We start from the raw sequence: 13,822 nt of genomic DNA, 5'->3' as shown, positions 1-13,822 counted from the left end.
GCAGGACCGTTGTAGAACAAAATGCTACCGGTAGATCCCGTATCTAAGTTGTCCAAATTAACGCTATTCAAGACATGACGGGTATCAGGCACACCGTCCGTATCGTTATCTACCGCCCAGTTGTTGGGACCGCCAATGGCATCGCCAGTAACAGGATCTACGATTAAAGCTGCATTTGGACAGGCTAGTTCAGTTCCATCCTCAACAATAATCAGGTCGGACGCTGTTAGGAGCACGTTACCCTGCATAGTGCCGGTTTCAGTTTCCGAGATGTTACGATACTGAACACGGTATCGAATATGGTTACCCGGTGCAGGATCGCCCGATACTGGTGGACCATCGCCCTGAACCACCTGAGCAGTCTTGACTAACTCTAAGAAACCGGTATAAACGCGATCGATAGTGATGTTGTCAGCTTCATAGTCTGTGTCCTGACCACCAGCAACGCTGTCAAACTGTGCCAGAATGGGTACGGGATAGCTATTTTGATCGGTAACCCCGACACCAGGTAAATCAACCTCAACACCGTAGTCAAATTCGTCAGGACCGGCAGTGGAGCCGCCAGCACGAATTGGAACAATCACATCAGGGTCTCCCGCTTGCTTGGTCCAAGCGCCTGCCCCATCGTAGGTAAACAGGGTACGGGTTCCATCGGGAGCAATAATAGTTGCCGTTGTGTCGGCGGGAAGATCGCCGGGTGTATCAGGGACGATCGGAGTCAGCGTGATCCAGCCATCCTCTGTACTGTCGTTTTTGACTGTGTTGGTAAAGGCCACTACGGGTGGATTACCATCTGAGAACGGTGCAGACTTATTGGTAAAGTCGTCATTGTCGCTTGTCGGACCAACCGCACCTGGAGCACCGTCAGGACCATTTAACAGATCAGAATCTGGAGCCGCGACTAGCTCAACAACAACTGCTTCACCACCACCATCGTCAGGTGTAGCTGGGTTATCATCGCTAGGATCAATTGTTCCAGTCTCTAGGTTCTCAGGGTCAGCAGGATCATCGCTGGTAATCTGATCGCTAACACCGGTTGTGATTAGATCGGTAGGATCATCGATATAGCCATCGTCTGGAGTAAATCCTTCCGGTAGCGGCGTGGCTGGGTCGTCAATTACATCCGGATTGAAGTCACTATAAGTATCTGTAACCGGATCGTAGTTACTAGGTGTTTGATCACCAGACTCATCTGTCACTGGGAAGATTAAGGACTCATCTTCGGGTGTGAGAGGGTCGTCCTCATTGCCAGAACCAAAGATTTGAGCAACGTTGGCAATGGTAATCGGCTGTTGTGTAGGATCAACATCATCAGCGATTACCACGATATCAAAGCCAGTTACCGTTGTTCCCACAGGAATTGCTGTATCGGCGTCTTTGATAAAACCAACTCGAGTTGCGGCAGCGGAGGGAGTTCCAGTTACCCACAGTGCTTCTACTGGATTAGTGCCAACGGGAGATTCGGTATATACCGGAGTCCACGTACCGTCCGCTGGAGTAGAAGATACAAACGATGTACCTGCAGGCAGCGCATCTGAAATTAGAACATGTTTTGCATTGGCGCCATCGACACTGATCGTAATTGGTTGTAGATCTGCCGGCTGGGCCGAGCTACCTGTTGGTACCGTATTTCCAACCGTAAATTCCAGGTCGTAGGTCAGAGTATCATCTGTGGGAGAAGCCGGATCAGCACCTGCATCGTAGGCAGAGAATTCTTTCTCCAGGGTTACTAAAGGCTGCTCGAGAGGTACTTCATTGATGGTAAGTTCCCCTGTAGCACTGGCTTCACGCTCACCGTTAGCCGGGGCCTCATCCCCAGCTTCTGCAGCTGTTTGGCTAGGTCCATTTAAATCGAAAGGAGTACCTGGTGTTGCTGCATCAGTGGCATCGTTGTCATCGGTAAAGATGCTACCACCGGAAGAGTCGTAAGGTTGGTTTTGTGCATCACCAGGCGTGTCACCATACTGCACCGTGATGATGTCTTCTGACTGCGCTGAAGCAGACGTCTGAACAACGACCCTCACCTCAAAGGATGCTCCAGGAGCAACGTTTTCAATATCTGTACGGTTAGTGATAGTTTCTGTCGCGGGCTCAAAGGTGCCATCGCCATTGAGGTCGGCAACGATGCTAACAACACTGTCAACTGGACCTGTGAAGCTAGCTAGGGCCGGCAAACTGATATCAGTTTCGTCGTTACCAACGTTGGTGACTTCAAAAGTGTAGACAGCCTGATCACCGGGTTGAACAGCGCCAGCAACGCCTTGGGCCGTAGCAGGATTGTATTTTTGAGCTCCGGTATTTACAACGGTGATACCAGCAATCTCAGCGACTTCAACCACAACAGTATTAGATGTGGAGGTTTGAGGCGTGCCTTCGGGGTCACGATAGGTAGCCGTAGCCGTGTTAGTAATTTGTGTACCAGCAGCAGTGCCTTCTGCCAACACTAGTCCCACTAGGTTAAATACACCACCAATTGCAAGTGCAGATGCGACAACTGGCTTGCAGAGCTGCCAGCTCAGTCTCTTAGAACTTGTATTCTTTGTCATTATTTCTGAGAACCAATGAATAATTTGAGCAGGTTAGAAAACCGATTTATTGAAACCAACGGACTAGTGGGGACGGCAATAATCAGGGCAGACTTTAATTCTGAAAACGAGGGGGGACTCAAAAAATCACAGACTAACCACTGATAAAATCCAAATCTTGTTTCAAAAAGGCTTTTTTAATCTTAATTGCCGAAAACCTTTCAAGCTCTCTACCAATAGTTGATACTGCTTAACAGAGAACAATCAGGATAAAATTGCTTTTCAGCAAAGCAAGACAAAAAGAGATTTCGAATTCTTCTAGAAACAGTTAAAAACAAAATCTCTTTTGAGTCTTTGCATACCCACCTATTAATTAATACCCTCTTCTTAAGGACTTCTAACTACGCTCTAACACTGAATTTCAACTTTAGGCTTTATGTATTTTCACGAATCAAAAACCCTATTCTTCACATCAATAAAAATGTTTTTAATATTATCCAAAATAAAGAATCTGGCTGCTGTCCATACGACAGAGAAAAAATATTTAGATTTTCTCCTCAGAAAGATCACGCAAAAACGGGACAAGATAACACTCTTGTCCCGTTTTCATAAGGTTTGGTTAATATCTTATGTAAAAATTCTGTATGTTCAAATACAGAAAATTATTCAAGGTGCTTGTGCCCTTAAGCTAAGGACTGAGAACTTAATGATCCCTACTTTTTGCCGTACAGGCGTTCCATGGCAACCTCTGCAGACGCAATTTTTGTATCATTACCCTACATCAAAGGGGGGGAAGCTTACGACATAGCGATATCCATGATTCTGAGACCCCTGGATGGTAATGTCGCCATCATGGATATCTGTTAGTCGTTGACTCAGAAGAAGACCTAACTCCTGCCGTATGTCGATGGCATCAGACTCGTTTACTGACTTGCTAGAGATGGGGGTCGACACATTCTCTATGGCCTCAAATCCGTAGGCGGCATCTACAGGGGGCATGGGAGGCAGTATGCTATTTTGACGTCCCCAATTAATCACCGTCTGGGGTAAATCTTCTCCTAGCCATGGATTCGAAACCCATATTGCCAAGGTCAAACGGTCATCTCGACGTGAAATGTGAATGCGAATAGTACTCCCCTCAGCAGAGGCTTTTGCAATACTCAGGGTTAGGTTGTAAATTAGCTGTTTGATAATACGTTTATCAAGCACCCAAATACGTGAGCCAGGCTCTACGCTCAGGTTGAAGGCCAAATCTTTTTGTTTATAGCTGAATTCTACAGGCTGTAAACTTTGTTGAGCAAGCATTTCAATATCTACAGGCGAGAGGAATAGCTCACGAGGTTGATGCTCAAGAGACCCCAGCTCCATAATCTCATTTGTTAATGATAGGAGATTTTGACTGCTGTTCAAAACAACGTTTGCATATTCCTGTTGTTTTTCGGTTAATGGGCCATAAATTTTACGACTCAACATACCAGCCATACCCGTGATAGCCGTAAGTGGATTACGCAAATCTTGAGTGAGTTGCGAGATCAAACTCATGCGCAAGGTATCGATCTTGCCTTGGAGTTTCTCTTCTGGAGCGCTTATTGGCTGACTATTGACTATCGTTTGTTGGATCGTTCCATCTTCTAGCCAGCATTGCTTTTCATATTCACTCATAGCCCATCGAGCATTAAGCTCCAGTAGAGCCAGATCTTGCTGCGTATATTGACGTGGCATGATGTCCATAATCTCCAAGGTGCCAATACAACACCGTTCAGAGGTCATCAACGGCACGCCTAAATAGGCTTGCACACCATATTTTTGTACTAAGATGCTTTGACTAAAAGCTGGATGCTGAGCTACATCCGATAGCATCAGCGATTGGCCGCTATCGACGACTTGAATGCCAAAGGATTCCGTCTTAGGGAGTTCACGGGTAGCGGCCAGCTGATTCATCAGCCCGAGGCTTGATAAACCCATGGTGGCCTTAAAAATTTGATTGTGTTTTTCGAACACACTGACTAGACAGATAGGCACTGCCAATAATCGAGCAACACTCTGTGCAGCCTCTTCAAATATAGGAATTGGCGCTGATTCAGTTAATTTAAGCTGCTCTAGCGCCCTCATACGCCGCTGCTCTCGTGCTAGGGGCGGTGTTCCATCTAGTAAACATACAGGATGGGGATCAGTAGGTTGAAACTGATTATTACTTGCTTCAGCTGAGGTAACACCGTAGTGCATTGGAGTACTGCTAAAAAGTGGGTTCTTGTGACCTACATCGTTCCCGAAATAATGGGCTATTGAACGTAATCCCTCGCTCAGCAAGTAATTTGAATATGTTGAACCTATGTCATGGCTGGCCGCTCTAGCATTCAGTAACGGACTTTGTAACTTTTTGGAGAGTACAAAAATCGTTGCATCATAAGATTTTCAGAGGGCTTCAGGAATTTCAGAATACCCGTAAATTGCCTTTAATTCGGCCCAATTCACTATGTTTTTAAGCCAAATTTAAGCCAAAAATAGGTCTTTTCCTAAAGCCTATTTACTATTGGCTAGTTGACTAACCTATGCAGAAATTCCAAAAAGGCAGGACCTGTGATTTTCTAGAACGCTTGTTTCTTCTTTTACAAGCGTTCTAGAAAATTTGGATTCGCCAAGCTCAAACAGGGCATCGTCCCAATCGAGCCCAGCGTCGTCAGCTAAAAAAAAAGACGCATCAGAAGTATGGGTATTGGCTGATTGCGATAGACCGAATGCAATAGAAGGGTTGTAATCTGTTTATGGTGATCCTGGTCTGGGGCACCCACGCCTCACCGCTGTATTGGGAGCTATTAGATCATGTGGGCAACAGTGATCTTAAGACCCAAAAACGAGTGTTGAAACCCGCTCTGGGAGTATTGAGAAACTACCCAACGCTAGTGCTAGGAGATCGAGAATTTCATAGTCCCAAACTGGGCGAATGGCTGGAGCAGCGAGGGGTGTATTTTGCCTTGCGTCAGAAGAAAGACTTTCATTTTCAACAACGTCCTGATGACGATTATCAAGTCCCTAGAGACCAAGGATTTAGGCCTGGGATGTCTCAATTCTATGTCGGCGTTAGAGGGAACAAAGGGGATGGATTAGGTCCCTTTAATCTGGCGGTCTATCAGACATCTTCAAAATATAAATTCGGATAAAAAAAGGCGGTAAAACTCTAAACATAGAGCGTTATCGACCAAATGAAAAATCCCTACGATTGTATCAATCAACATCCTGAGCGTTGTCAGCGGATGTTTGGCATTGCCTATCAGGAATTCAGTGACTTGATTGCCGTGATGGTGAGCCAACCAGTCGACCGCAAAAGCCAGGCATCATCCGCCAACGTCCGTATCAATGCGCCGGGTGGCGGCTGCCCTCCCAAGCTGAGCGAGGCGGAGGAAGTGAGTTCTAAGCACCAAAATAATGCCTTCTGTCTTTGTGATTTTTGAGCCTGTTATGACCCAAATTTACGGCACCATATCAAAAGGAATTGCCGCAAGTTTGCGGCAATTCCTTTTGATGAATCTCTGAAAGTAACTGGGGTGGTAGGATTCGAACCTACGAATGACGGGACCAAAACCCGCTGCCTTACCGCTTGGCCACACCCCAACGTTGGAGTAATGCACTAGATTAACCAGTACTTAGCTAGCTTTGATTGCCAGCCCATGTATATTAGCAGTTTTTAGCGTTGTACTGTCAACAGCTGCGGTCACTTTCTTTTTTTCAGCTGTATTCGGGCATGCCCCAACGGCAGCATAGTTGCCCAAACGGAGTTTCCTGGGGCGCAGGTACAGCTCCGTCAGCTGACTTATGGCATAGTGAACCTTGTCTATCGGTCATCTTGTGCCGCCATTATGAATTCCACTTCCTATCAAGCACCTTGGCCCCTCACCAATGGCCTATTGATGACACTGTACGCCGGTCTGTGGGCCGGTCAAGATTGGTCAGCCACTCTGACTGAACCTGAGCCGAACTATCAAGAAAAAGTTTTTACCGGGGCGCAGGGGGTGCCTATTTTTGGGCTAGTTGCTATTCCGCCTAATCCAAAAGGCACTATCATCGGCACCTACGGCATCACGGGCGATCTCGACAATCAATGGTTCCTGCGTGTTATGGGGCGTAAGGCCTATGCCCGAGGCTATGCGGTCGTTATTTACGACTGGCGTGCCCATGGTAAAACGGCCAAGCTGTCATCGACGCTCACCTCCGATGGGCTGTACGAGGGGGAAGACTTTGTCAGGATTGCAGCGGCGGCGAAGGCTATGGGTTGCCCGGCTCCTTTTTGGTTTACGGCATTTTCCTTGGGGGGACTGCTGGCGCTGTGGGGATCTAAGGCGGCTCAGGATTTGCCAGATTGGGGAGCAGATCTGGATTTGACGATGGATGAGATTAGTGGCTGCGCGGTGATCTGTCCGGCGTTGGAATCGTTGAGATCGCTCCAATATCTAATGCAAGCTCCCCTAGGGCAATATCTAGAAAAGGCAATCACGCGCAAGCTAAAACAGCTGCTTCAAGGACTGCAGCAATACCACCCCAACGCCTTTGACCCAGGAGCGGTGGAGCGGGTAAGCAGCATTTGGAGCTTTGACCATGAGATGGTGATTGGGCGTCTCGGGTTTGAGGCGGTAGAGGATTATTACCGGGCTACCAGTGGTCTGTATCTTTTGCCAGAGTTCCAAAAGCCCACTCTGATTATCTATGCGGCAGACGATCCACTATTTGATCCTACTCTGGTCCCCGATATTCAGGCGAGCTGTGCCGCTAACTCCCATATTGATTTGGTCATGACAGAGCAGGGGGGGCATGTGGGCTACATCAGCAGTGCCAGTTGTCAGCGCCGCAGCCAAGACCCTGATTGCTGGTGGGCGTGGAACCGAGTGTTGGACTGGTGCGATGAGCACGCTGTGGCAGAGCCACCGCTAGCAACCTGTTCTATGGATCAGGTTTAACGCCTAGACTGGGATCAAGCCTGGCTGTCTATGTTTCTTCAATCTCTGCATCTCAATCAGTTTCGCAACTACGGCGATCAGGCCGTTGAGTTTCTGGCGCCCAAGACTATATTGCTGGGGGAGAATGCCCAGGGTAAGTCCAACCTGCTAGAAGCTGTGGAGCTGTTGGCGACGTTAAAATCGCATCGGACAAGTCGCGATCGCGACCTAGTCCAAACCGATATGACCACCGCCCAGATCCGAGCTAGCCTCAAACGCGACCTGGGGGTGTCGTCTCTGCAGCTCACCTTACGCAATGGCAGTCGGCGCACAGCGGTGGTCAATGGCGAAACGCTCCGTCGTCAGCAGGATTTTCTCGGCCATCTCAACGCGGTGCAGTTTTCCTGTTTAGATCTAGAACTAGTGCGCGGTGGCCCTGGCACCCGGCGCACCTGGACCGATACGCTCCTGATGCAGCTAGAGCCGGTCTACATCCATATTTTGCAGCAATATGGTCAGGTGCTCAAACAGCGCAATGCCCTACTTAAACAGCAGGTTAGCCAACAAACTAACCAGTCAATCAGTCCACAGCCAGCCGAGCCCAACCCGCCTCTAGACCCCACACAGCTAGCTCTGTGGGATGCCCAACTGGCGGCCCTCGGCACCCGTGTGATTCGACGGCGGGCTCGCATGCTGCGACGGCTGATTCCCATTGCCCAGGCTTGGCATCAGGCCATCAGCGGTAGTACCGAGCAGCTAGAGATCCACTACAGCCCCAATGTGGCGGTGGACAGTGATGAGGCCAGCGACATTCAGCAGGCTTTTTTAGATAAACTCCAGGCCAAGGCCATGGCTGAGTATTATCAGCGCACCACCCTAGTCGGTCCCCATCGGGATGACATCAGCTTTTTGATTAATGAAACGCCGGCTCGGCAGTATGGCTCCCAGGGGCAGCAGCGTACTCTGGTGTTGGCCCTAAAACTGTCAGAGCTGCAGCTGATCGAAGAAGTTGTAGGAGAGTCACCCCTGCTGCTTTTGGATGATGTGCTGGCGGAGCTAGATTTGAATCGTCAAAACCAGCTGTTGGATACGATCCAAGATCGGTTTCAGACACTCATTACCACGACGCATCTGGGATCGTTTGATGCCCAATGGCTCAAATTTTCTCAGGTTTTGCAGGTTAAGAATGGATGCCTGGAGACAGCGTAATCTTCAGAATTCTAGACTTTTCTCATCTCTTTTCTACAATCATGTTGTCAGTCAACTTATATTTTGCCCTGGGTGGGGAAGCGCCAGCCCGCCCAGGGTTCGAAACCCTGGGCTAACCGAAGGGTGTCCACTGAAAGGGACACAATCATCGAAGATGTGTTTTCAGAGACCGCTTCCACAACAGTCAGCTAGTCTTCAACCGGTTCACCACCGACCACCCGCGCCGCCACTTCCAATTGTCCCTTCAGTGGACAACCCTCAGTTAGCGCTGGCGTTTCAACCCAGCGCGGGCTTCAGCGACACAGCCAACGTTGATACAAGTATGCCTTAAGCCACGGCGGCAACTGCCTGAGACAACTTCTCAAGGGCCTCATCCACCTCAGCCGTGCTGACAATCAGCGGCGGTACAAACCGGACGACGCCGGGACCAGCGGGGACCAGCAACAACTTTTGAGCCGTTGCTGCTTTAACAATGTCAATGGACTTAACCGGGGCATCAGATTTTAGCACCAGACCATTGATCAGTCCCCAGCCACGTACCTGTTCAAACAGCTGAGGATAGCTGTTCACCAACTTTAGTAACCCCTGACGTAGCTGCTGACCTCGAGCACTGGCATTCGCCATGAGACCGTCTGACTCTAGGGTTTGACACACAGCGAGGGCAACACCGCAAACAAAGGGATTGCCGCCATAGGTGCTGGCATGGTCCCCCGGTTCAAACACATCACAGCTGTCTTTACACAGCATGGCCCCAATGGGAACACCGCCCCCCAGACCCTTGGCTATGGTGATGACGTCGGGTTCAATGCCGAGATTTTCGTAGCCCCAGAGCTTGCCGGTGCGGCCCACCCCCACCTGGACTTCATCCATAATCAGCAGAATCTTGTGCTGGTCACACAACTGTTGTACGCGCTTAAAGTACTCGATCTTGCCTGGGTTGACGCCGCCTTCTCCCTGCAGCGCTTCGAGCAGAATCGCGGCGACGCGGGGACCGTTGGTGTTGAGGGATGCGATCGCACTTTCCAACGCATCACCATCGTTAAACGGCACATAGTGAAACCCCGGCACCAGCGGCGCAAAGTTCTTTTGATACTTGGGCTGACCAGTGGCCGTAATCGTGGCCAGGGTACGCCCATGGAAGCTGGCATTGGCGGTAATAATGACCGGGTCTTCAATCCCCAGTTTGGTGTGGCCATATTTACGAGCTAGCTTAATCGCCCCCTCATTGGCCTCAGCCCCTGAGTTACAGAAAAATGCCCGGTCCGCACAGGAATGCTCCGTCAGCCACTGGGCCAGGGCTCCCTGTTGCGGAATGTAATATAGATTCGACACGTGGTGCAGCGTCTGAATTTGCTGGGTGACCGCCTCCACCATGACCGGATGGGCATGGCCCAGGGTGCAGGTGGCAATTCCGGCAACAAAATCTAGATACTCATTGCCCTGGTCATCCCAGACACGACAGCCCGCCCCTCGGGTCAATGCCAGGGGAAAACGACCATAGGTGGTCATCACATGGCGGTCAAAGACCTCTGGCTGAAAGTCCTTTGAGGACTCAGAACTGTTGCCAAAGACCTGGAGGGGATTTTTAACGAGCTGTTTTAGACTGACCACGGACTGACCTCTTTCTGGCTATAGATTTTAGGTTTTGGGCTTTGGGACTTGGCGCTGAGCCGCTCAAACCTGAGAGCGCAAAACATTTTTAGTCTTTAGGTGATTGTAGGCAATCCTGATGGCGTTATCTGCCTAGAAAATCGATAGATGTGATTAAGGTGGACGATAATATCTCGTTCCAATAAATCCCATCAACAATAACTTCCACCATTTCCCTACCGGCCTCGGCGCTTTAACTCCTGTAACCCTATCTGCAAGCTATCCACATCCACCGGTTGCCCACCGTACCGCCAGCCCACATAGCGATCAATCATCTGACGCACCAAGCTTCCGTGGCGAAAATCAGACCGTCGTTGCAAGCCTGCCGCATATTCCAGTGGGGTTTGGCTGGCCTGTTTGCCATAGCCCTGCTGGTTTAGCACCCACAGCATTTGCTGATAAATTTGCTCCGCCGGAGCCAGGCGACCCAGCCGAAGCGACCGCTGCCACCGTCGCCAGCCTTGCAGACCCAGCCAGCCCACAAAGCCCATACCCGTTAACCCCACGGTCCACCAGATCACACTTAGCCAACCCTGACCGTTCAATCGCGATAACCCTCGCAGCAGAAAGCCAATAAGTAAGACCAGCATCTGAAACCCGCGTTGTACAAACCGGGTGACGGGAGCCGGTAGGGCTCCTTCTAGAATCTGCCATAGCTGGCGCAGAATGCTAAAGGGATGGTTGCCCTCATCCTCGGGCGAGAACAGTGAACTATTGGGTATGGGGTTGAAGTAAAACCACCCCTGGCCTGGAAAATAAACTTCGGTTTGGGCGTAGGCGTCGGTGTTACGCACAATATAAAACCCGGTAAAGGGGTTAAACTGCCCAGGGCCAAACCCGGTTGCTAGCCGCGCAGGAATGTCGATGGAGCGGAGCATAACGGTCAGTACGGTGGAGAACTGATCGCGCTGTCCTCCTTGGTACTTAAACAAAAAAGCACTGACTAAATCTTCTCCATCTTCAAAATGGGCCAGGTCAGTTTCAATGGTGTAGTTATCTCGCAGGACCCGGGCCAGGAATGTGGCTTTTTCGTAGGGGGTGTCAACAGGTACTTCAGCGGTAGCCAGCCACCGTTCAGTCTCGGTGCGGATGCGATCGCGAATCTCATCGGGCACCTGCAGATAGTGCCGTCGAACGGGCTCCGTATAGTCGGTTCCGCTTTGGTTCAGCCGTTCAGGATTGCGCACGGGCACCTTGGAAACGACCGTATAGGTGAGACCTTCCACCAGCAGACCCGGTGGACGCAACGCCCCTTCTGCATCCATGGCCAGCTCATCAGCGGGAAAGTAGACCGATTCTGGTGCGTAGAGTACCGGCACCAGGTTCTGAAAGTCCTGCACCATGGTGTAGGTTTGGACCACCTCTTGGGTGGCACCCAGATGCCTCAAGGGCGGTAAAAATCGATAGGATAACTGGGATCGATTTAGGGTAACCAGGTTATTCCCCCGTGACACCTCCCACCCTTGACCGGTGTAGCGATCAAAGGCCATCACTCGCCAAAAGCCAGCGCGTTGCGATCGCACCCGCATCACCACCTGGGGTTCTAGCTCACCCCTAAGATTTTGGTTGATCCGTTGATTAAACCCGTAATAAAAATCGGTACTGATGCGGCCTGGTCCCGTCTCCGGGCTACCCTCAGCTCCGTCAGCGCCGCTGTCCTCTGTCTCACCGTTGTTGCCTCGGCTGACATAGCCCGGATTAAAGATTTGTCGCTCGGATGTATCCCCGGTCATGTCAACACTGCCGCTGACAGGAAACGTCTGCAGCTGATAGCCCGGCAGCCTTGGCATAGCAATAAAAATTACCAACCCCAGGGCAAGCACAATCGCCACAATTCCGCCCAGTTGCTTTAGGGGAATCCCTGCCATTCGCCGCCAGTGCAGCAGTCCTAACCGAGAACGATAGTCCAGGACTAGCACCGGTAGCGCCAGCAATAAAAACAGCAATAAAAACGGCCCAAATATCAGAGTTTGGCTGATGGTGGCGGCCACGCCCACCAACACCAAACCAATCATCATGGAGTAGCCCAAATCTTTGCGGCGCGGCAGATCAAAACTGTGAAGTACCTGAAGGTGAATCAATAGCTCCGCCAGGACAATCCGTGTGTCTCCAGGAACCTGCAACATGCGCCCTAAAAAAAACGCCAGGGCCACTAACATGCCCAGGGCGATTAAAAACTTAGCCGTAATATTACGCCGCCGCCGACTGCGCCAGCTCCAGTAGGCTCCCGCCGCACTGAGGGGGATCGCCACCAAATTCCACAGTGATGTATCGGTGACTCCCAAGGCCGCCACACTCAGACTGCTAATTCCCACTGTCACCAGGCATTGCACCAATACTCTCAGGGGAATAGAGTCCTCAGACACTGATGGCGGCAGGGCTGATAGCCGCTGCCGCCATTTTGAGATTAGGCCTGGGGGATTGGGGTTAGAAATAGGAGAAACCATACTAGGCAGAGCCACGAACAAACAGGCGCGTTCTTATCCTAGCTGGCTTAACTCTCCGATAACTCTAGCACCATGACTGAAAACCGTAGCGGTCGCTGACAATCATCATCCAAAGAAACTTCTAAGGAATAGGCATTACCAATGACGGGCGCTGTCTGCGCCAGCGTTAGCATGCCTGCCTCAGGACGAGAGGATTGACTATCCGCATCCGCCCCCACCAGTTGGATGCTGCCTCCGGTGGGCATGGTGGCATTGATAATCAGCACGGTCCCTGCATAGTTCACATCTACGTGGACCACACCTTCGGGGGTGACCCAGTCGCGACTGATGGTTGGTTCTTCTGCCGACACCGTTAAGGCTAGGGCCGACATAATCTCCATTGATGCCAGCATGGTCAGAGCGATTTGCTGCTCTGGGGTGGCTTGCTCATAGCCTCCTGCCAAGTTTTCCACCTCCTGCAGAGTTGCCTCCGCTAGGGCTGAACCCGCCGATCGATAGGCCGGGGTGAGGACAATATTGGCAATGGGCTCTAGAGCCTCTAATGAATCTGGGAAAAGAGATTCAACAATTTGGACTAATTTAACGCCCTGCTTTTGTGTGGACTGCGCCATGCTCTGGCAGCGGTCCAACAAACGGTGCAGAACAGTCTCAGGCAATTTGCTTGAGATGCTAAACCGGAGCGGGTTTTCAAGCCATAACCGACTTATGGGTTGAGCGTAGGTCGGCATGGGTATCTCAGTTGGATACTCTCGGACCTCAGCTTCCCACGGAAACAGCGGGGGCCGATTTGCATACTCCGTTTGGAATCGGTGTTTTAAAAGTGTGTGGAAACGATCTTGCACAGTGGTTTTATCTCCGAAGTTAAACGACTGACCCGTTTCAACTAAAAAGTCAAATGATACAGCGTCAGATCCGACTTCAGATGCACAGACTGCTGATGGGTTAGATCCTGTCAAAGGGGTAGGCTCATTTCCTGATATAGGGGATGCCGAGCGGTCAAAAGTTAAGAACTCTAGCAATAAGCGTTTCAAATTTTCTGACTCACTATTCATGATTAGAT

8 protein-coding genes, 1 tRNA gene and 1 pseudogene are annotated in these 13,822 nt (G+C 50.5%); 4 read left to right on the top strand and 6 right to left on the bottom strand.

What is annotated here, in order from left to right:
- Together IQ260_RS16830 and IQ260_RS16825 are read right to left on the bottom strand one after the other, a co-directional pair.
- Positions 1-2,546: DUF7925 domain-containing protein (locus IQ260_RS16830; RefSeq protein ID WP_193994269.1), on the bottom strand; the 2,546-nt coding region annotated here is incomplete at its 3' end.
- A gap of 750 nt (positions 2,547-3,296) precedes the next feature.
- The gene (locus IQ260_RS16825; protein ID WP_193994268.1) at positions 3,297-4,751 is read right to left on the bottom strand and encodes a GAF domain-containing sensor histidine kinase; all 1,455 of its coding nucleotides are present in this window, start codon (positions 4,749-4,751) and stop codon (positions 3,297-3,299) included.
- A 398-nt stretch (positions 4,752-5,149) separates the two neighbouring features.
- Here IQ260_RS16825 and IQ260_RS16820 point away from each other — a divergent pair.
- Together IQ260_RS16820 and IQ260_RS16815 are read left to right on the top strand one after the other, a co-directional pair.
- Positions 5,150-5,656 (top strand): annotated as a pseudogene (locus IQ260_RS16820) (transposase); the annotation flags it as partial.
- A gap of 72 nt (positions 5,657-5,728) precedes the next feature.
- Positions 5,729-5,977 carry a hypothetical protein gene (locus IQ260_RS16815; protein WP_193994266.1) on the top strand — a complete coding sequence of 83 codons (249 nt, stop codon included), beginning with the start codon at positions 5,729-5,731 and terminating at the stop codon, positions 5,975-5,977.
- 88 nt (positions 5,978-6,065) lie between these two features.
- Here IQ260_RS16815 and IQ260_RS16810 read toward each other — a convergent pair.
- Positions 6,066-6,137, bottom strand: a tRNA-Gln gene (locus IQ260_RS16810).
- A 245-nt stretch (positions 6,138-6,382) separates the two neighbouring features.
- On the opposite strand from IQ260_RS16810, the gene IQ260_RS16805 reads away from it, so the two are divergent.
- A complete protein-coding gene (locus tag IQ260_RS16805) occupies positions 6,383-7,477 on the top strand; it encodes a YheT family hydrolase (RefSeq protein WP_193994265.1) in 1,095 nt (364 codons plus the stop codon).
- A 30-nt stretch (positions 7,478-7,507) separates the two neighbouring features.
- Positions 7,508-8,665, top strand: coding sequence for a DNA replication/repair protein RecF (recF, locus tag IQ260_RS16800; protein ID WP_193994264.1), 1,158 nt, complete (start codon positions 7,508-7,510; stop codon positions 8,663-8,665).
- A 327-nt stretch (positions 8,666-8,992) separates the two neighbouring features.
- On the opposite strand, the gene IQ260_RS16795 is transcribed toward recF, so the two are convergent.
- From IQ260_RS16795 to IQ260_RS31100, 3 genes are all read right to left on the bottom strand, one after another.
- Positions 8,993-10,276 (bottom strand): aspartate aminotransferase family protein, encoded by a 1,284-nt coding sequence (locus IQ260_RS16795; RefSeq protein WP_322744981.1) that lies wholly within the window; start codon positions 10,274-10,276, stop codon positions 8,993-8,995.
- Between the two features lie 215 nt (positions 10,277-10,491).
- Positions 10,492-12,762: a DUF3488 and transglutaminase-like domain-containing protein gene (locus IQ260_RS16790; protein WP_193994263.1), complete on the bottom strand. Its 2,271-nt coding sequence runs from the start codon at positions 12,760-12,762 to the stop codon at positions 10,492-10,494.
- A gap of 47 nt (positions 12,763-12,809) precedes the next feature.
- On the bottom strand, positions 12,810-13,822 hold a 1,013-nt coding region (locus IQ260_RS31100), incomplete at its 5' end, for a hypothetical protein (protein ID WP_228016187.1).

The organism is Leptolyngbya cf. ectocarpi LEGE 11479 (assembly GCF_015207065.1).
Classification (GTDB): domain Bacteria; phylum Cyanobacteriota; class Cyanobacteriia; order Phormidesmidales; family Phormidesmidaceae; genus Leptothoe; species Leptothoe ectocarpi.
This window is presented reverse-complemented; position numbering and strand designations above follow the sequence as displayed.